Source organism: Streptomyces sp. NPDC048606 (assembly GCF_040650855.1).
Classification (GTDB): domain Bacteria; phylum Actinomycetota; class Actinomycetes; order Streptomycetales; family Streptomycetaceae; genus Streptomyces.
On sequence record NZ_JBEZIB010000055.1, the window covers coordinates 1 to 19,171 of the forward strand.

Here is a 19,171-nt window from a genome sequence, read left to right on the forward strand (position 1 = left end):
TTCGCCGGGGGGGGGCCGCGCGCGGGGCGGGGTGGCCCCCCCGGGCCGCGGCCCCCCCGCGGGGGGGGGGGCCGCACCCCCCGGGGGCCCCCCCGCGCGGGGCCCCCCCCGCAGGGGTGTGTCCGCGCCCCGGAGGTGTCGGCCCCCGGGGCGGTCGGGGGCTGCCTCAGCCGCCCAGCTCCTGGTGACGGGCGGCGTGCGCGGACGCGCCGGCCTCCGTCAGCGAGCCGAACAGGCGCAGGCGGGAGAAGCCGCCGTCCGGGAAGATGTCGATGCGCACGTGGGTGCCGACGGCCGGGGCGTCCAGGACGAACCGGTGGTTGGTGTCGGGCTGCAGGCGGGTGCGCGGCAGGAACTCCGTCCACTCGCCCTCCTCGCCGGTCTTGACGGACAGCGAGGCCCAGCCGGCCGAGTTGCCCTTGAGGTAGGCGGTGTCGATCTCGACGGCGCGGATCTCGGACTCGGCGACGAGCTGGTAGCGGATCCAGTCGTTGCCGTTGTCGCGGCGACGGGCGGTCTCCCAGCCGTCGTCCATCTTGCGGGAGCGGCCCGGGTTGATGGTGTTGGTCGGCGGCGAGTAGAAGCGGTTGGAGGCGTCCTCGACCGAGCCGCCGTTCTCCAGGGCGACCACGTCGAAGGTGCCGAGCACCGCGAGCCACGCCGGGTCGGGGCGGACCTCGCCGTAGACGCGGATGCGGGCGACGCCGCCGTCCGGGTGCTGGTTGAGGCGCAGGTGGGTGAAGCGCTGCTCCACGTCGACCTCGAAGCCGTTGGCCGCGTGGCCGCCGACCGTGGTGCGCTCGACGAGGGTCGTCCACTTGACGTCGTCGGACAGCAGTTCCTCGGCGGTCGGGGAACCCGCCACCGAGGCGGCCTGTACCGAGACGGCCTGCGGCATGTTGCCGCGGAAGTGGGCCGTGTCGACGACGATGCCGCGGATGACGCCGGGGGCGCCGAGGCGGATCAGGGCGTAGTCGTGGTCCTCGGCGGTCGGCCAGGGCTGCTCGGCGGACACGCCGCGGCGGCGGCGGGTCTCCCAGCCGTCCATGACCTTGCCCTTGTGGCCGAAGTGCTCGGGGTCGAAGTGCGGGGCCTCGGCGATGAGGAGGTTCTCGCGCTCGGCGAAGAACTCGTCGTTGGCGGCGATGACACCGGCGCCCAGCTCACGGGCGGCGAGGTTCGCGTACTGGGTGAAGGGGAAGTCCGCGGTGCGGTAGTCCGCGTACGGGTCGCCGCCTCCGTACGGGTTCGCGTTACCGGTGAAGGAAGGAATCGCCACTGTCAGTTCTGCCTTTCAAGGAGGAGGCCCGTGGGCTCGGTCGGGGTGCCGTGGTCGGCGATCTGGCGGCCGCGCAGCCAGGTGGACTTCACGACGCCGTGCAGGGTCTTGCCCGCGTACGCCGTGACCCTGTTGCGGTGGTGCAGTTCGGCCGGGTCCACGGTGAAGGTCTCTTCGGGGGCCAGGACGGCGAAGTCGGCGTCGCGGCCGACCTCGATGGCGCCCTTGCGGTCCAGTCCGGCGAGGGCGGCGGGGGCGCTCGACATCCAGCGCACGACGTCCTCCAGCGACCGGCCGCGGCGGCGCGCCTCGGTCCAGATCGCCGGGAGTCCCAGCTGGAGGGAGGAGATGCCGCCCCAGGCGGTGGAGAAGTCGCTCGTCTTCAGGTCCGCCGTGGAGGGCGAGTGGTCCGAGACGATGCAGTCGATGGTGCCGTCGGCCAGGGCGTCCCACAGCAGGTCCTGGTTGGCGGCCTCACGGATGGGCGGGCAGCACTTGAACTCGCTGGCGCCGTCCGGCACTTCCTCGGCGGTCAGGGTGAGGTAGTGCGGGCAGGACTCGACGGTGATCCGGACGCCGGCGGCCTTGGCCTCGGCGATCAGCGGCAGCGCGTCGGAGGAGGACAGGTGCAGGACGTGCACGCGGGCGTCGAGGCGCTTGGCCTGGGCGATCAGGTTGCCGATCGCGGTGTTCTCGGCGTCGCGCGGACGGGAGGCGAGGAAGTCGGCGTACTTCGGGCCGGGGACGACGGGGGCGGCGTCGAGGTGGTGCGGGTCCTCGGCGTGCACGATCATCAGGCCGCCGAAGCCGGTGATCTCGGCGAGGGAGGCGGCCAGCTGCTCCTGGTCGAGCTCGGGGAACTCGTCGACGCCCGAGGGCGACAGGAAGCACTTGAAGCCGTAGACCCCGGCGTCGTGCAGCGGGCGCAGGTCCTTGACGTTGTCGGGGAGGGCGCCGCCCCAGAAGCCGACGTCCACGTGCGCCTTGGCGCGGGCGACCTCCTGCTTGACGCGGAGGTTGTCGACCGTGGTGGTCGGCGGCAGGGAGTTGAGCGGCATGTCGAGGAGGGTGGTGATGCCACCGGCGGCGGCGGCGCGGGTGGCCGTCCAGAAGCCCTCCCACTCCGTGCGGCCGGGGTCGTTCACGTGGACGTGGGTGTCCACCAGGCCGGGCAGGAGGACGTCGTCGCCGAAGTCCTCCAGTCGGGCTCCGGCCGGTACCTCGGCCCCGTGCTCCAGCACGGCCGTGATCTTCCCGCCGGCGACGGCCACCGAGGCGGCGCGCGTCCCCTCGGGGGTGATGACGCGCGTCGAGCGCAGTACCAGTTCCACAGCCACGTCGGCCACCGGAACCTCCCCATCTACTTCCACAGAGCGAAATTCAACGTTCTGTTGACGGAGTCTTCACCCCGATCCGGGGCCAGTCAAGAGCGTCCGGAGGGACGGCTGACCGGCTTGCACCGCAATTGGAGGTTTCCACAGGATGGAATTAAGATTTCACTATCCAGAATGTAGCTACCACCACCCACCATCGGGCCACTACCTTCCGGAGGGGGTCCGCCACCAGGACAAACCACCTCTGACCGGCGAGGAGGGCAGGGCCCCGGATCTAGGGCCGTCGCCGACCGACGGGTAGGCTGCTCCCTTGCCTGCCAGCACCGAAAGGACCGCGCCGTGCCGACGTCCAGCGCCAGCACCACCGACGCTTCCGCCAAGCCCACCGCCGCGGGCGGTGGCGTCCAGTCCCTGGAGCGCGCCTTCGATCTGCTCGAACGCATGGCCGACGCCGGGGGCGAAGTCGGCCTCAGCGAGCTCTCCGCCGCCAGCGGCCTCCCGCTGCCCACCATCCACCGCCTGATGCGCACGCTCGTCGCGTGCGGCTACGTCCGGCAGCAGCCCAATCGACGGTACTCCCTCGGGCCCCGTCTGATCCGCCTGGGCGAGTCCGCGTCGCGCCTCCTGGGCACCTGGGCCCGCCCCTACCTCGCCCGCCTGGTCGAGGAGACCGGCGAGACGGCGAACATGGCCCTGCTGGACGGCGACGAGATCGTCTACGTCGCCCAGGTGCCCTCCAAGCACTCCATGCGCATGTTCACCGAGGTCGGCCGACGGGTGCTGCCGCACTCCACCGGCGTGGGCAAGGCCCTGCTCGCCTACACCCCGGCCGACGAGGTCCGCGCCCTGCTGGCGCGCACCGGTATGCCGGCCGCGACCGAGAAGACCATCACCACGCCCGAGGGCTTCCTGGACGCCCTGGAGCAGGTCCGCAAGGTGGGCTACGCGGTCGACGACAACGAGCAGGAAATAGGAGTCCGCTGCCTCGCCGTGTCGGTGCCGAACTCGCCGACCGCCGCCGCGATCTCCATCTCCGGCCCCGCCGGCCGGGTCACGGAGGCCGTGGCCGAGTCCTTCGTGCCGATCCTCCAGGGCGTGGCCGCCGAGCTGTCGGTGGCCCTCCAGAGCCAGAACCCGGCGTAACCGCCGGCGCGCCGTTCCGTACGCCGGAGCCCCGGCCCCCTTCGGAGGGGGCCGGGGCTCCGGCGTACGGGAAACGGGGTGGGTCCGGCCCGTCGGGGGTTCAGGCCGTCGGGACGGTCGGCGCGGGTGCGTCCGACCGGGTGAGGCGGCCGTCGGTCATCGTCGCGACGCGGTCCATCCGCTCCAGGTGCGCGTGGTCGTGCGTGACCAGCACCGTGGCCGTGGACCGCTCCCGGGTGAGGGTCACCAGCAGGTCGAGGACCGCCGCGCCCCGCTCGTGGTCCAGGGCGCTGGTCGGCTCGTCCACCAACAGCACGGCGGGCTCGTTCATCAGGGCGCGGGCGATGTTCACCCGCTGGCGCTGCCCGCCCGAGAGCTGGTGCGGGCGCCGGTCGGCCTGGTCGGCGAGCCCCACCGCGTCGAGCAGTTCCAGGGCCCGCGCGCGCAGCCGCCCGGCCGGCCGGCCCGAGAGGTGCGCCATCACCTGGAGCTGCTCGGCGGCGGTCAGGGAGGCCAACAGGTTGGGTTGCTGGAAGACGATCCCGATCCGCTCCCGGCGCAGGGCCGACTTCTCGGCGGCCCCCAGCGCCGTGGCGTCCTGCCCGGCGACCACGACCCGGCCGGAGTCCGGGGTGACCAGGGTGGCGGCCACCGCCAGCAGGCTGGACTTGCCGGAGCCCGAGGGCCCGATGACGGCGGTCAGGGTGCCCGCCGGGACCTCCAGGTCGACGGAGTCGAGCGCCGTGAGGCGACCGTCGCCGTCCGGGTAGGTGAGCGTGACGTCGTGGACGAGCAGGGTCATCGGGCGCTCCCGAGGGCGGTCAGCGGGTCGACGGCGGTGATCCGCCGGATGGACAGGGCCGCGCCCAGCGCGCCGAGCGCGATCATGATCGCGGCGGGCACCAGCACGGTGCGGGCGTCGAGGACGAAGGGCACGTCACCGCCGCCGATCAGCGCGCCGATGCCGGTCGCGAGGGCCGTGCCGAGGCCGGTGCCGAGGGCGAGCATCACCACGGCCTGGCCGAGCGCGTCCCGCAGCAGGTACGGGGTGGAGGCACCCAGTGCCTTCAGCACCGCGACGTCCGGGCCGCGCTGGATCGTCCACACCGTGAAGAAGGCCCCTATGACCAGCGCGGAGATGGCGAAGAGGAACCCGCGCATCAGCTGGAGCGAGCCGTTCTCCGCCTGGTAGGAGCCTATGGCGCCGAGCGCCTCGTCGATCGTCCGCGACGCCGTCCCCGCGGCCCGGTCCGCCGCGGCGAGGTCCGCGGAGTCCGAGGTCTCCAGCGCGATGACGGTGGCGAGGGTCTCCGGGGAGGTGCCCGGATTGCCGACGCGCTGCCAGTCGTTCAGGTCCATCCAGACGACCGGGGTGTGGCTGTAGGCGGCGGTGCCGGACACGGCGGCCACCGTCAGCTCCAGCGGCCCGATCCGGACCTTGCCGCCGGCGCGCAGCCCGCCGAGCTCCTCGGCCGCCTTGTGCGCGAGGACGACGGACCCCTGGGCGAGCCCGGCGCCGGCGGGCGGCAGCGATCCCGCCGGCTCGACGCCGAAGACGGAGACGGCGGCCGTGCGCTCACCCGAGACGGCGTTGGTGGTGCGGATGCCGAGGGGCTGCGCGGAGCTCACCCCCGGCCGCTCGCGCCAGGACCGCCAGGCGCTCTCGGGCAGCCGGGAGTCGGTGAAGGAGACCTCGCGGTCCCCCGCCGGCGCCGCGAAGGCCAGTCGTGAGGCGGGCAGGCCGGTGATGGCCGAGACGTTCTCCCGGGCCAGTCCGGAGGTGAGCCCGGACAGCAGGCCGACCAGCAGTGTGATCAGCACGACGACCGAACCCATGAGGGCGAAGCGGCCCTTGGCGAACCGTAGATCTCTCCATGCGACGAACATGATCCCCAGCCTGGTCCGCCCCGTGGGCGCGCGGCATCGCGCCGCGGTAGGGATCCTGGTATCGAAGGTGGCACGCGGACATCGAACTTTTGGTTGACCGGGGCTCCCCGCCGCCCGCTTACGCTGGTCGGAAGATGTCTTCCGCCCCCCGCTCCCGCCCCCTGACGCCCGTCTCCCGCGTGCTGCGGCTGTGCCTGCACGCGCTGTTCCTCGGACTGCTGGCGCTGGCCGCCGCCCGCGCCGTCGCCGGCTCCGCGCCCCGCGCCGGCCTGGTGGTCGCCGTCTGCGTCCTCCTGCTCGCCGTCTACGCGGCCGGCGTACGGGCCCCCTCCGTGAGCCGCTCCGCGCGGGCCGCCGGCATCTGGCTGGGCGCGGTCGGCGCGGCCTGGGCGGCGCTGCTGGTGGTCTCCCCCGACGGGCTGTGGATCGCCTTCCCGCTGTACTTCCTGGAGCTGCACCTGCTGCGGCTGCGCTGGGCCGTGGCCGCCGTGGCGGTCACCGCCTGCGCGGCGATCGGCGGTTTCGTCGCGCACAGCGGAGTCCCGAGCCCGGGCGCCTTCCTCGGGCCGGTGCTCGGCGGGGCCGTGGCCGTGGCGACGGTGTTGGGCTACCAGGCGCTGTACCGCGAGAGCGAGCGGCGCCGCGAGCTGATCGAGGAACTGATCGCCACCCGCGCCGAGCTGGCCGTCGCCGAGCGGGGCGCGGGGATCCTGGCCGAGCGCGAGCGCCTCGCCCGGGAGATCCACGACACCCTGGCCCAGGGCCTGTCCTCGATCCAGCTGCTGCTGCGCGCGGCGGAGCGCGCCCTGTCCGAGGACCGTACGGGCCCCGGCGCGCCGGCCGACGGGGGCGCGGGCGCACCCGCCGGGGGTGACATGCCCGCCGGAGGGGGCGTGCCCGCCGACCGGGGCGCGGCGGCGGCCCTGGCGCACATCGCCCGGGCCCGCGGGGCCGCCCAGGAGAACCTCGCCGAGGCGCGCCGCTTCGTACGGGCCCTGACTCCCCCGGACCTGGAGCACGGGTCGTTGGCCGCCGCCCTGGAGCGGCTGTGCGCGGACGCGCCGGGGCCGCTCGTGCGCTTCTCCGTCAGCGGCACCCTGCGCGAGCTGCCCACGCCCTACGAGGTGGCCCTGCTGCGGATCGCGCAGTCGGCGCTGGCCAACGTGGTGCGCCACGCGCGGGCTGGGCGGGCCGGGATCACCCTGACCTTCATGGACGACTCCGTCACCCTGGACGTCGTCGACGACGGCGAGGGCTTCGAACCCGCCCGCGCCCCGTCCGGCGAGGGCGGCTTCGGCCTGCCGGCGATGCGGGCGCGGGCCGAGAGCCTGGGCGGGTTGTTCACCGTGGAGTCCGATCCGGGCCAGGGCACCGCCGTGGCCGTCACCCTGCCGCTGCCCGTGGAGGCACCGTGACCATCCGTCTCCTGCTCGCCGACGACCACCCCGTGGTCCGCGCCGGGCTGCGCGCGGTCCTCGACACCGAGCCGGACTTCGCGGTGGTGGCCGAGGCCCCCACCGCCGAGCGGGCGGTGGAACTGGCCGCGTCCGAGCCGGTGGACGTGGTGCTGATGGACCTCCGGTTCGGCTCCGGGATGCACGGCTCGGCGGCCACCGCGGCGATCACCGCGCTGCCCGACGGGCCGCGCGTCCTGGTGCTGACCACGTACGACACCGACGCCGACATCCTGGCGGCGGTGGAGGCCGGCGCCTCGGGGTACCTGCTGAAGGACGCCCCGCCCGAGGAGCTGGCGGCGGCGGTGCGCACGGCCGCCGCCGGGCAGTCGGCCCTGGCGCCGGCGGTGGCGCTGCGGCTCATGGACCGGATGCGCACCCCGGCGGAGGCGCTGACGAAGCGGGAGCTGGAGGTGCTCCAGCTGGTCGCGGACGGGCTGTCGAACCAGCAGATCTCGAAGCGGTTGTTCCTCAGCCAGGCGACGGTCAAGTCCCACCTGGTGCACGTCTACGCGAAGCTCGGCGTCGACTCGCGCACCTCGGCGGTGGCGGCGGCGGCCGGGCGCCGCCTGATCCGCACCCCGTAGCGGAGGGGGGCGGCGGGCCTCAGGCCACCCAGTACGGCCGCTCCACGCCCGGGGCGAGCGGGACGCCGTCGTGGAAGGCCCGCGCGAGGAGGCGTACGCCCTCGTCCAGGCGGGCCGCCGGCAGGGTGTACGGGATGCGGAGCCGGTGTTCGAAGGTGCCGGGGTCGACGCCGAAACGGGCCCCGCGCCCGATGTGCACGCCGGCCGCCGCGGCCCGCTCCGCGAGGGCGGAGCTGACGGGTTCCCCGAGGTCCACCCAGAGCGAGAGGCCGCCGGGCGGCACCCGCCAGGACCACTCGGGGGTGTGCCGCTGGAGGGAGGCGATCAGGGCGGCGCGCTGTCCGCGCAGTTGCTCCAGCCGGACCGGCAGGGAGCGGTCGAGGCCCTCCATCAGCCGCAGGGCGACGACCTGGTCCAGGACCGAGCCGGTCATGTCGGCGCTGACCCGGACGGCGGCCAGTTCGGTGATCAGCTTGGCGCCGGCCCGCACCCAGCCGACGCGCAGGCCGCCCCAGTGGGTCTTGCTGAGGGAGCCGATGGTGATCACGTGGTCGGCGCCGGAGCGCGGCGCGAGCGAGGCCGTGGGGGCGGGCGCGGGCACGTCCAGGGCGATGTCGGCGATGGTCTCGTCCACCACCAGCCAGGTCCCGGTGGCGCGTGTGGCGGCGAGCAGGCGCAGCCGCTGCTCCTCGGGCATGAGCAGGCCGGTCGGGTTGTGGAAGTCGGGTATCGCGTAGACCAGTCGGGGGACGGTCTGGCGCAGCGTGGACTCGGCGATGTCCATGTCCCAGCCGGTGTCGGAGACGGCGATGGACCCGGTGCGCAGGCGGGCGTGGCGCAGGGCGTCGAGGGCGTTGGCGTAGGTGGGGCTCTCGGTGACGACGCGGTCCCCGGGGCGGCACAGGAGGCTCACGACGAGGGCGAAGGCCTGCTGGGCGCCGGCGGTGACGAGGATCTGCTCGGGGCGGGTGGGCAGCCCTCGGCGGGTGAAGCGGTCCGCGACGGCCCGGCGCAGGTCGGGCAGGCCGAAGGGGTGGTAGCCGGGGCTGTGGGTGAGGGCGGGCAGACGGGGCGCGGCCCAGGCGAGGGCGTCGGCGAGGCTGCCGTCGGGGGCGCCCATGGCGGCGATGGCCAGGTCGATGCCGGGGTCGCCGTCGGCGTGGTAGCCGCCGGCGCCGACGATGGCGTGCGCCCCGACGGGGGCGTGGCCGTCGGGGAGTTCGGTCCAGGTGCCGGAGCCGCGCCGGCTGCGCACGTAGCCGCTCTCGCGCAGCAGGTCGTAGGCGCCGGTGACGGTGGCGCGGCTGGCGCCGAGGGCCTCGGCGAGTTCGCGTTCGGCGGGCAGGCGTACGTGGAGGGCGACGCGGCCGTCGAGGATCAGGGTGCGGACGGCGTCGGCGAGGGCCCGGTAGCCGGGGCGGGCCCGGACCTCCGCGGGGAGCATGGCCGCGAGCTGGCGGCTGCCGATCGTCCTGTCCGCCGTGTGGACCACTCGCCCGTTCGCCATGCCAACCTCCCCCGATTGGCTCTGCCTGCCAGGCCAATCGAGGTCCAGACTCGCGGTATTGGCCCCCGATTGGCAAGGAGAAGCCACGATGACGGAGCACTTCCTCACCGACCGTGACGAGCGGGCACTGGTGGCCGCCGCCGGGAACCGGATCGCGGAGCCGCTGCGCGTGCGGGCGCTGTGGGCCGCCGTACGGCGGCTGTCGACGCACGGCCGGGCTCGCCGCCCCGGGCCCGCGGCGCAGGGGCGAGAATCGCTGACATGCCAACCGAACCAGACCGTACGCCTTCCGCCGGCGCCCTCGAACCAGGCCGTGCGACCCCTGCCGTGACCCCGGTGGTCGCGGGGCTGCTCCTCGCCGCGGGGGGTGGCCGCCGGCTCGGCGGGCGCCCCAAGGCCCTGTTGACCCATCGGGGGCGCCCGCTGGTGGAGAACGCCGTGCGGGTGCTCCGCGAGGCGGGCTGCGCGCCGATCCACGTGGTGCTGGGCGCCTCGGCCGCCGAGGTCCGCGAGCGGGCCGACCTGAGCGGCTGCGTGGTCGTGGACAACCCGGAGTGGGCCGAGGGGATGGGCTCGTCCCTGCGGGTGGGCCTGGCCTCGCTGGCCGGTACGGGGGCGGGGGCGGCGCTGGTCTCCCTGGTGGACCAGCCGGGCATCGGTCCGGACGCCGTGGCCCGGGTGCGCGGGGCGTACCGCTCGCCCGCGAGCCTGGTGGCGGCCTCCTACGACGGGGAGCGCGGTCACCCGGTGCTCTTCGGGGCGGACCGGTGGGCGGACATCGCGGCGACGGCCACGGGGGACCGGGGTGCGCGTGTCCATCTGAGGGAACACGCGAAGGAGGTCATGCTGGTGGAGTGCGGGGACATCGCGGCCGCTTTCGACATCGACACCCCGCCCGACCTGGCACGACTGGATTGAGTGGGGCTCGTGCGGGGCCTGAGCGGGCTGTGACCGCGATGGCACTGAGGGCCACCGGCAAGTGGAATCTGTCGACTCAGAGAATCTCGACATCAACAAACCATTGAACTTCCACCATGAGGAAATTACTATCCACTGGTCAGAAGCGCCCTGAACCCACAGACGGCGCCCGCGACCGTTACCCGGAACTCTCCACACCCGACGGCACTGCGTGCCGTCTCGCGCGAGCATTCCCCGCGGCCGCCAGGCACCGCCGCTGAAGGAGTGACAGATATGTCCGCACCAGCGCCGTCCCCGCTGGCCATCGTCGACGCCGAGCCCCTGCCCCGGCAGGACGAAGTCCTCACCGAAGCGGCCCTCGCGTTCGTGGCCGAGCTCCACCGGCGGTTCGCCCCCCGCCGCGCCGAGCTCCTCGCCCGACGCGGTGAACGCCGCGCCGAGATCGCCCGGACCTCCACCCTCGACTTCCTCCCGGACACCGCACAGGTCCGCGAGGGCGACTGGAAGGTGGCCCCGGCCCCGGCGGCGCTGAACGACCGCCGCGTGGAGATCACCGGTCCGACGGACCGCAAGATGACCATCAACGCCCTGAACTCGGGCGCCAAGGTCTGGCTCGCCGACTTCGAGGACGCCTCGGCTCCCACCTGGGAGAACGTCGTCCTCGGCCAGCTCAACCTCATCGACGCCTACGAGCGCCGCATCGACTTCACGGACGCGCGCACCGGCAAGGCGTACGCCCTGAAGCCCGCCGACCAGCTCGCCACCGTCGTGATGCGCCCGCGCGGCTGGCACCTGGAGGAGCGCCACCTCAGCTTCGAGGGCGGCCCCGCCTCCGGCTCCCTCGTCGACTTCGGCCTGTACTTCTTCCACAACGCCAAGCGCCTGATCGACCTCGGCAAGGGCCCGTACTTCTACCTGCCGAAGACGGAGTCGCACCTGGAGGCCCGCCTCTGGAACGAGATCTTCGTCTTCGCCCAGGACTACGTCGGCATCCCGCAGGGCACCGTCCGCGCGACCGTCCTCATCGAGACGATCACCGCCGCGTACGAGATGGAGGAGATCCTCTACGAGCTGCGCGACCACGCGGCCGGCCTGAACGCGGGCCGCTGGGACTACCTCTTCTCCATCGTCAAGAACTTCCGTGACGGCGGCGAGAAGTTCGTCCTGCCGGACCGCAACGCGGTGACCATGACGGCCCCGTTCATGCGCGCCTACACCGAACTGCTGGTCCGCACCTGCCACAAGCGCGGCGCCCACGCCATCGGCGGCATGGCGGCCTTCATCCCGTCCCGCAAGGACGCCGAGGTCAACCGGGTGGCCTTCGAGAAGGTCAAGGCCGACAAGGACCGCGAGGCGAACGACGGCTTCGACGGCTCCTGGGTCGCCCACCCCGACCTGGTCCCGATCGCCATGGCCTCCTTCGACGCGGTCCTCGGCGAGAAGCCCAACCAGAAGGACCGCCTGCGCGAGGACGTCTCGGTGGCCCCGGGCGAGCTCATCGCGATCGACTCGCTCGACGCGAAGCCCACCTACGAGGGCCTGCGCAACGCCGTCCAGGTCGGCGTCCGCTACATCGAGGCGTGGCTGCGCGGTCTCGGCGCGGTCGGCATCTTCGGTCTCATGGAGGACGCGGCCACAGCGGAGATCTCGCGCTCCCAGATCTGGCAGTGGATCAACGCCGGCGTCGTGTTCGAGAACGGCGAGCTCGCCACCGCCGACCTGACCCGCGCGATCGCCGCCGAGGAGCTCGCCGCGATCCGCGCCGAGGTCGGCGAGGAGGCCTTCGCGGCCGGGAAGTGGCAGCAGGCCCACGACCTCCTCCTCCAGGTCTCCCTCGACGCCGACTACGCGGACTTCCTCACCCTCCCCGCGTACGACCGACTCGTGGGCTGACCCACACGATTCGGCCGGAAACGCACAGCGGCCGAACCACGCCTCCGCCCCCGTCGCCTTGCCGGCAACGGGGGCGGAGGCGTTCGCTCCGCGCTTTGCCCGACCGTTCGCGGGACAAGGCCCCGAAGGCCGGGCCGCGTTGCCGGAACGCGGTCGCGGCAGGGGCCGGACGGCCGAACGAACGGTCGGCCGTTATTCCATCGTGACCTCGCTGTACCTAGCGGTAACAAGTGGGCGCGTGTCACCTTTCCGATGCCACCGGCGCCGGAGGTACCCCCACTTACCCAGCCACGCACCGAAGTTGTTGGCGACTTCCGCGTGGCCGACCGCAGGAGTTCCGCAGTGATCGGATTCCGCAAGGCCGACAAGGACAGGGCCGCCCGCAGGCGCGTGCGACGGTCGGCGGGCGCCGCGATGGCACTCCCCCTCGCCGTCACGGCGCTGCTCGCCGGCGGTGCGACGCCGGCCGCGGCCGGGCCCGGCACCGGCCCCACCGCCGTGGTGTCCATGGGCGACAGCTACATCTCCGGCGAGGCCGGCCGCTGGAAGGGCAACAGCCTGACCAACAGCGGCAGCCGGGTCGGCACCGACCGGGCCTGGACCAGCGGCGGCGCGTACGACCCCTCCAAGGTCTACGGCACGACCGCCGGCGGCTGCCACCGCTCGGACTCGGCCGAGGTGATCAGCGCCGGCGGCATCGCCGAGACGGCCGTGAACCTGGCCTGCTCCGGCGCGACCTCGCAGAACGTCTTCCGGGCCGCCAACGGCGGCGTCGCCTTCAAGGGCGAGGCCCCGCAGGCCGATCAGCTCGCGGCCGTCGCCGCGAGCCGCGACGTCAAGGTCATCGCGCTGTCCATCGGCGGCAACGACCTCGGCTTCGCCGACATCATCAAGGACTGCGCGTACGACTTCGTGCTCTGGGGCTCGTACTGCTACGACGACCAGCAGTACGGGGTCGACCAGAAGATCGACGCGGTGATGGCCGGCGTCGGCAAGTCCGTCGACGAGATCCGCGCCGTCATGCGCGGGGCAGGCTACACGGACTCCTCGTACCGCATCGTCCTCCAGTCCTACCCCTCGCCGATCCCCCGGGGCGCCGAGAACCGCTACACCCAGAGCGACTGGAGCCGGCTCAACACCGGCGGCTGCCCCTTCTGGAACCGCGACTCGGACTGGGCGCGCGACTCCCTGGTGCCGCAGATCGCGAACCGCATCAAGCAGGTCGCGACGGCCAAGGGCGTGCAGTTCCTGGACCTGCGGGACATGCTCCAGGGCCGCGAGGTGTGTGCGAAGGCCAGCAAGCAGGTCAGCTCCTCGGCGCCCGCCTCCGCGCGCACGAGCGAGTGGGCCCGCTGGATCGACAACAACGAGTCGCAGGGCCTGATCCAGGAGTCCATGCACCCCAACTACTTCGGCCAACTCGCCGTCGGGCGCTGCCTGTCCCTGGCCGTGGCCCAGCCCGCGAACTCCACCGTCGGGTGCCGCAACACCGCCGGCGGCGACCACACGGGGATGTACCTGACGCCCGCCTCGTAGCCCGCCCCGCAGCCCGCCGCGCGACCCACGTCGCGGCCCGCCGGGGGACGGCGGAAAACCGGGTGAGCCCGACGGGGCGTGCTGTCAGGATCGGGTCCATGACAGCACGCCCCGTACGCACCGGCCGACGCGACCGTCCGAGCCTCTACATCTCCGTCGACGTCGAAGCCGACGGACCGATCCCCGGCCCCTACTCCATGATCAGCTTCGGGGCCTGCGTGGCCGGCCGCCAGGACGGGGGGACCTACACCCCGGCCGACCCGGAACGGCACACCTTCTACCGCGAGTTGCGCCCGATCGGCGAGCGGTGGGTGGACGCCGCGCTCGCCGTGAGCGGACTGGACCGCGACCGCCTCCTGCGCGAGGGCGCCGAACCGGCCGCGGCCATGGCGGAGTTCCGCGCCTGGGTGCGGGAGGTCTCCGCCGGGGCCCAGCCGGTGATGTGCGGCTATCCCGCCTCCTTCGACTGGACGTTCCTGTACTGGTACCTGATCGAGTTCGGCGACGACAGCCCCTTCGGGCACTCCGGCTGCCTGGACATGAAGACCCTGTACGCGACGAAGGCCCGCGTGCCGCTGCGCGCCGCCGTCAAGGGCCGCATGCCGCGCGCGCTCCTCTCCCGCCGCCCCCACACGCACCACGCGCTCGACGACGCCATCGAGCAGGCGGAGTTGATGAGCAACCTGATGCTGTGGGAGCCGGAGGAGGAAGGGGCGGTCGACAGGTCCTAGGAACCGCGCTGGTGCGGCAGGCCGGCCAGGGCCGTGGTGAAGGCGGCGCGGCAGCGCAGCCAGTCCGGGTCGGGGGACGGGGCGTGCAGGGCCAGGAGTTTGGGCAGGAGGTCCGCCGCGAAGGCCCGGGCCGCCTCGGCCGGCACCAGGGACGGCAGGTTGTCGATGGCGATGACGTCCAGCGGGCGGGGGGCGGGGCGCAGCCGCAGGGCCGGTGTCCGCCAGTCGGTGAGCCGGTCATAGACGGGCAGCAGGTGCAGTTCCGAGCCGGTGTCGCAGGTGATGTCGGCGATGACCGAGAGGCGTCGGCCCGCGGCGTCGAGGTCGGCCGGGGTCAGGAAGGGGGCCCGGGGCCGGTCCGTGAGCACCGCGTGGACGAGGATGTCGTGGTCCAGGAGGGCGGCCCGGTCCAGGGCGCGGGTCTCGGCCCGGCCCCAGCGGGTGACGCGGATGCCGGCGGTGCTCAGCGCGTCGCAGGCGCCCCGGCCGCTGCGCCCGCCGGCGCCGATCACCAGGGCCCGTAATCCGTCGGCCGGGCAGGCGCGCAGCCGGGCGTCGAGTTCGGGCCGGGGCATCGGGACCAGCGGGGCCGTCAGCCGGCCGCGGGCGTGCAGCGCGGCCAGGGCGGCGCCCGCGTACCCGGCCCAGTAGCCGAAGGCCGCGAGGCGGCGCCCCTGGGCGTCGGCGAGGTACTCCAGGTCCAGCAGGGTCCCGCCGCCGGTGAGGAAGCGGCGCAGCAGTTCGGGGCCCTGGGTCTGGCCCTTGTAGGCGTGCCCGAAGTAGACGTGCCGGTGGTGCAGGTGCTCGGGGGCCGCCGGGAGTTCCTTCAGCCCGAGGACGTACGCCGATCCGGGCGCGGCCTCGGCCCACGAGCCGGCCGGTGCGGTGCGGCAGCCCGCGGCGGCGTACTCCTCCAGCGGGAACACCCGGTGGTCCGACTCCTCCACGGTGATCCGTACGCCGTGCTCGACGAGGAGCGCGGCGCCGTCGGGGGTGAGCGGCGCGCGCCGCTCGGTGGGGCGGGTCTCGCTGCGCATCCAGAGCTGTGGGACGTCTGCCATCGCTGTACCGCCTGTCGGGTCGGAGAGGTGGTGGGGACGGCCCCTTCTCCCCCGCGCCCCGGCGGTCCGCGGGCAGCCCTCGGCGCGACCCGGCGGGGCCGGGGCGGTGCGGGCGGTGGCGGTCCGTCGGGGTACGGGCGAGGGGAGGGCGCGGCGCGCGGGCCCGGTGCGACGGGTCCCGCGTGCGCAGGGGATGTCTTTCCGCACGGCGTACGTGACAAGCCGGATCGGCACCGGAACTCCGGTCCCTGCCGCCCCTCGCCGCGCTCCGCGCCCCTCGCGCCACGGGGAGCCCGGCGTGCGGGGCCCTACCGGCCCCGGCGGCGATCCGTACCGGCCGGCCCGGTCGGCCCGGCGTCGTGCCCCGGGTCCCCGCCCGGCCCCGGACGGCACGAAGCGGCGGTGCGTACGCCACACCCGCAGTGGGTGACGTACGCACCGCCGCCGGGGCGCCGGTGGATCGGACCGGGGTCGATGGGGTGCGGTTGTGCGGCCGTGCGGCCGTGCGGCCGTGCGGTCGTGTGCTCAGTGCGCGAAGGCCGGCTCGGCTCCCGCGCCCTCCTCCTCCTTCGCCCCGTCCTTCTTCGCCCCGAGGTGGTTGAAGGCCAGGTTGAGCAGGATGGCCACCACGCAGCCGGTGCTGATCCCGGAGTCGAGGACGACCAGCAGGTCCTTGGGGAAGGCGTGGTAGAACTGCGGCGCGGCGATCGGGATCAGGCCGATGCCGACCGAGGCCGCCACGATCAGGGCGTTCTCGCCCTTCTCCATGGCCGCGCTCGCCAGGGTCTGGATGCCGCTCGCGGCGACCGAGCCGAAGAGCACGATGCCGGCGCCGCCGAGGACGGGCAGCGGCACGACCCCGATGACGGAGGCGGCCATCGGACACAGGCCGAGCAGGATCAGGATGCCGCCGCCCGCGGCGACCACGAAGCGGCTGCGCACCTTGGTCATCGCGACGAGTCCGATGTTCTGCGCGAAGGCGCTGCACATGAAGCCGTTGAACAGCGGGCTGAGCGCGCTGCCGAGGGTGTCGGCGCGCAGGCCGCCCTCGATGGTCTTCGCGTCCGCCGGCCGGCCGACGATCTTGCCGAGGGCCAGGATGTCGGCGGTGGACTCGGTCATGCAGACGAGCATGACGATGCACATCGAGATGATGGCGGCGACCTGGAACTGCGGGGCGCCGAAGTGGAAGGGGGTGGGGAAGCCGATGACGTCGGCGTTGCTCACCGCGTCGAAGTTGGTCATGCCGAGGGGTATCGCGATCAGCGTGCCCACGACGAGGCCGAGCAGGATCGAGATCTGCTGGAGGAAGCCGCGCAGGAACTTGCGCATCAGCAGGACGATCACGAGGGTGAGGGCGGCCATGCCGATGTTCTGCATCGAGCCGTAGTCGGAGGCGGTGCTGTTGCCGCCCTGCGACCAGTTGAAGGAGACCGGGAGCAGCGAGACGCCGATCAGGGTGATGACGGTGCCGGTGACCACGGGCGGGAAGAAGCGGACGAGCTTGCCGAAGTAGGGGGCGGCGAGGAATCCGACGAGGCCGGCGACGATGATCGCGCCGAAGATGATGGGGATGGCGTTGTCCCCCTCCCCCTTGCCGATGGCGATCATCGGGGTGACACCGGCGAAGGAAACGCCGTTCACGAAGGGGAGTTTGGCGCCGATCTTCCAGAAGCCGAGGGTCTGGAGGAGGGTGGCGAGGCCGGCCGTGAAGAGCGAGGCGCCCATCAGGAAGGCCGTTTCGGTGGCGGAGAGACCGACGGCGGGTCCGACGATCATGGGCGGGGCCACTACACCCGCGTACATGGCGGCCACGTGTTGGAGGCCGCTCGTGAACATCTTCAGAGGAGGCAGGGTCTCGTCGACCGGGTGCTTCTCCTCCGGTACTGCGACTGCGTCTTTGCGAAACCTGGGCGCGTTGGCCACGGCTTCCTCCGGTCGGGTAACACGTCGGCAGGGACGTGGGTGTCATGGAGGTGGTGCGAAAGCGGTGCGAGTCGAGCCTGTATGGAGTTGTGGGTACTGCGAATGCTTGTCCCAAGGGGTGCGGAATCGATTCGCCCAAAAATCGTTCCGCGCGGTGGCGACCGGCCGGCGGGGCCGGGTGGTGCCGTGGCAGTGGCGCGAGACAGGAGCTGTGGCGCAAGTGTCACGAGTCACCGCCCCCGGGAGCGCCCTCGGAATATCCTCGGGCGCTTCCCGGGAACGGCTGCCGCGGACCCCGCTCGGGTCCGCGGCCGCCGGCCGGGGGCCGTCCCCCCCGACCGGACTCCGTGGGATCAGGCCTGCGCGGAGATGCGCGCCAGGCGCTGGGCCTCTTCACGGGTGGACACCGCGATGGCGTCCTCGTCGGCGAAGAGGAGGCGGTTGTTCTCGACGATCTGCTTGCCGTTGACGAACGACGCGGTGACCGGGGCCGCGGCACCGAAGACCAGGGCCGTGACCGGGTCGGCGATCGAGGAGTGCAGGAAGGTGTTCAGGTTCCACAGCACCAGGTCGGCGCACTTGCCGACCTCCAGCGAACCGATGTTGTCGGCGCGGCCGAGGACCTGGGCGCCACCGTAGGTGCCCAGGCGCAGGGCCTGACGCGCGTTCAGGGCGCGCTCGCGGTGGACCGGGTTCAGACGGTTGATCAGCAGCGCGTTGCGCAGCTCGGTGTGCAGCTCACCGGACTCGTTGGAGGCGGTGCCGTCCACGCCGAGGCCCACCGGGACGCCGGCGGCCAGCATGTCCGGGACGCGGGCGATGCCGGCGGCCAGACGGGCGTTGGAGGACGGGCAGTGCGCGACACCGGTCTTGGTGCGGGCGAACGCGGCGATGTCGGAGTCGTTCATGTGGACGCTGTGCGCCATCCACACGTCCTCGCCGAGCCAGCCGGTCGACTCGAAGTAGTCGGTCGGGCCCATGCCGAACAGTTCCTTGCAGAACTGCTCTTCCTCGACGGTCTCCGAGCCGTGCGTGTGCAGGCGCACACCCAGGCGACGGGCCAGCTCGGCACCCTGCTTGAGCAGCTCGGTGGAGACCGAGAAGGGGGAGCAGGGGGCGACGGCGATCTGGGTCATCGCGTCGAAGGAGGCGTCGTGGTACTTCTTCACGGTCGCCTCGGTGTCGGCCAGGGCGCCTTCGAGGGTCTCCACGGCGTGGTCCGGCGGCAGGCCGCCGTCCTTCTCGCTGCGGTCCATGGAGCCGCGGGCGAGGGTGAAGCGGACGCCCATCTCGGAGGCGGCGCGGATGATCGAGCCGGAGAGGTCGCCCGAGTTCTTCGGGAAGACGTAGTGGTGGTCCATGGCGGTGGTGACGCCGCCCTTGGCCATCGCGGCGAGGGAGCCCTGCGCGGCCGTGTACGTCATCTGCTCGTCGATGCGCGCCCACGTCGGGTACAGCGAGACGAGCCAGTTGAAGAGGTTGTGGTCGGTGGCCAGGCCACGCGTGATCCACTGGTAGAAGTGGTGGTGCGTGTTGACCAGACCGGGAGTCACGAGGTGCCCGGTGCCGTCGATGCGGCGGACTACGTTCTCGAGGTTCGCGGGGGCCTTGCCCGCGCCGACGAACTCGATCTTGTTGCCGGCGACGACCACGTGACCCGAGGCGTACTCGGTGTCGTTCGCGTCGACGGTCGCGATCGCACAGTTCTCGATGACGATGCGCTCGACCGCGCTGTCATGGGCTGCCGATGCTGCCATGGGACTTCCTCGTGCTTTCAGTGGCGGTGCGGGCACGGCAAAACCCAGGGGATTTGAGTGCCGGAGCCGGGGGCCTTGACAGCTGACAGTACTGCCGCCCCATGTGTTGCGTCCGGGTGCCGATTCAGGAAGTTGGTGGGGGTGTCGCCCGCCCCGGG

General features: G+C 73.1%; 16 protein-coding genes. 8 read left to right on the top strand and 8 right to left on the bottom strand.

What is annotated here, in order from left to right:
* Positions 1-166: 166 nt before the first annotated feature.
* Both alc and allB read right to left on the bottom strand, forming a co-directional pair.
* A complete protein-coding gene (alc, locus tag AB0D01_RS36645) occupies positions 167-1,279 on the bottom strand; it encodes an allantoicase (protein ID WP_363063164.1) in 1,113 nt (370 codons plus the stop codon).
* A gap of 2 nt (positions 1,280-1,281) precedes the next feature.
* On the bottom strand, positions 1,282-2,625 hold the full coding sequence (gene allB, locus AB0D01_RS36650; protein WP_363063166.1) for an allantoinase AllB: 1,344 nt from the start codon (positions 2,623-2,625) through the stop codon (positions 1,282-1,284).
* A 327-nt stretch (positions 2,626-2,952) separates the two neighbouring features.
* On the opposite strand from allB, the gene AB0D01_RS36655 reads away from it, so the two are divergent.
* Complete coding sequence (locus AB0D01_RS36655; RefSeq protein WP_363063168.1) at positions 2,953-3,756, top strand: IclR family transcriptional regulator; 804 nt, start codon at positions 2,953-2,955, stop codon at positions 3,754-3,756.
* Between the two features lie 100 nt (positions 3,757-3,856).
* Here AB0D01_RS36655 and AB0D01_RS36660 read toward each other — a convergent pair whose 3' ends face one another.
* Both AB0D01_RS36660 and AB0D01_RS36665 read right to left on the bottom strand, forming a co-directional pair.
* Complete coding sequence (locus AB0D01_RS36660) at positions 3,857-4,558, bottom strand: ABC transporter ATP-binding protein (RefSeq protein WP_363063170.1); 702 nt, start codon at positions 4,556-4,558, stop codon at positions 3,857-3,859.
* Entirely contained in the window at positions 4,555-5,643 is a 1,089-nt protein-coding gene (locus AB0D01_RS36665) for an ABC transporter permease (protein WP_363063172.1), read from the bottom strand. Before AB0D01_RS36665 ends, AB0D01_RS36660 begins: the two co-directional genes overlap by 4 nt.
* A 134-nt stretch (positions 5,644-5,777) precedes the next feature.
* Between AB0D01_RS36665 and AB0D01_RS36670 the strand changes: the two genes are divergently transcribed.
* Both AB0D01_RS36670 and AB0D01_RS36675 read left to right on the top strand, forming a co-directional pair.
* On the top strand, positions 5,778-7,058 hold the full coding sequence (locus AB0D01_RS36670) for a sensor histidine kinase (RefSeq protein ID WP_363063174.1): 1,281 nt from the start codon (positions 5,778-5,780) through the stop codon (positions 7,056-7,058).
* Positions 7,055-7,684, top strand: coding sequence for a response regulator transcription factor (locus tag AB0D01_RS36675; protein WP_363063176.1), 630 nt, complete (start codon positions 7,055-7,057; stop codon positions 7,682-7,684). Before AB0D01_RS36670 ends, AB0D01_RS36675 begins: the two co-directional genes overlap by 4 nt.
* Positions 7,685-7,703: 19 nt before the next feature.
* Here AB0D01_RS36675 and AB0D01_RS36680 read toward each other — a convergent pair whose 3' ends face one another.
* The gene (locus AB0D01_RS36680; protein WP_363063178.1) at positions 7,704-9,191 is read right to left on the bottom strand and encodes a PLP-dependent aminotransferase family protein; all 1,488 of its coding nucleotides are present in this window, start codon (positions 9,189-9,191) and stop codon (positions 7,704-7,706) included.
* A gap of 88 nt (positions 9,192-9,279) precedes the next feature.
* On the opposite strand from AB0D01_RS36680, the gene AB0D01_RS36685 reads away from it, so the two are divergent.
* The 5 genes from AB0D01_RS36685 (at position 9,280) to AB0D01_RS36705 (ending at position 14,269) form a co-directional block, all read left to right on the top strand.
* Positions 9,280-9,522, top strand: coding sequence for a hypothetical protein (locus AB0D01_RS36685; RefSeq protein WP_363063180.1), 243 nt, complete (start codon positions 9,280-9,282; stop codon positions 9,520-9,522).
* Positions 9,523-9,527: 5 nt separating this feature from the next.
* Positions 9,528-10,109, top strand: a complete 582-nt coding sequence (locus AB0D01_RS36690) for a nucleotidyltransferase family protein (RefSeq protein WP_363063226.1) — start codon at positions 9,528-9,530, stop codon at positions 10,107-10,109.
* Between the two features lie 273 nt (positions 10,110-10,382).
* Positions 10,383-12,002, top strand: a complete 1,620-nt coding sequence (gene aceB, locus AB0D01_RS36695; protein ID WP_363063182.1) for a malate synthase A — start codon at positions 10,383-10,385, stop codon at positions 12,000-12,002.
* A 252-nt stretch (positions 12,003-12,254) separates the two neighbouring features.
* Positions 12,255-13,538: a GDSL-type esterase/lipase family protein gene (locus AB0D01_RS36700; protein ID WP_363063184.1), complete on the top strand. Its 1,284-nt coding sequence runs from the start codon at positions 12,255-12,257 to the stop codon at positions 13,536-13,538.
* Between the two features lie 98 nt (positions 13,539-13,636).
* Entirely contained in the window at positions 13,637-14,269 is a 633-nt protein-coding gene (locus AB0D01_RS36705; RefSeq protein WP_363063186.1) for a 3'-5' exoribonuclease, read from the top strand.
* On the opposite strand, the gene AB0D01_RS36710 is transcribed toward AB0D01_RS36705, so the two are convergent.
* From AB0D01_RS36710 to AB0D01_RS36720, 3 genes are all read right to left on the bottom strand, one after another.
* Positions 14,266-15,330 carry a saccharopine dehydrogenase gene (locus AB0D01_RS36710; RefSeq protein WP_363063188.1) on the bottom strand — a complete coding sequence of 355 codons (1,065 nt, stop codon included), beginning with the start codon at positions 15,328-15,330 and terminating at the stop codon, positions 14,266-14,268. The genes AB0D01_RS36705 and AB0D01_RS36710 overlap by 4 nt on opposite strands.
* A gap of 525 nt (positions 15,331-15,855) precedes the next feature.
* Positions 15,856-17,256 carry a nucleobase:cation symporter-2 family protein gene (locus AB0D01_RS36715; RefSeq protein WP_363063190.1) on the bottom strand — a complete coding sequence of 467 codons (1,401 nt, stop codon included), beginning with the start codon at positions 17,254-17,256 and terminating at the stop codon, positions 15,856-15,858.
* Positions 17,257-17,609: 353 nt separating this feature from the next.
* Entirely contained in the window at positions 17,610-19,013 is a 1,404-nt protein-coding gene (locus AB0D01_RS36720; protein WP_363063192.1) for an 8-oxoguanine deaminase, read from the bottom strand.
* Between the last annotated feature and the right edge of the window lie 158 nt (positions 19,014-19,171).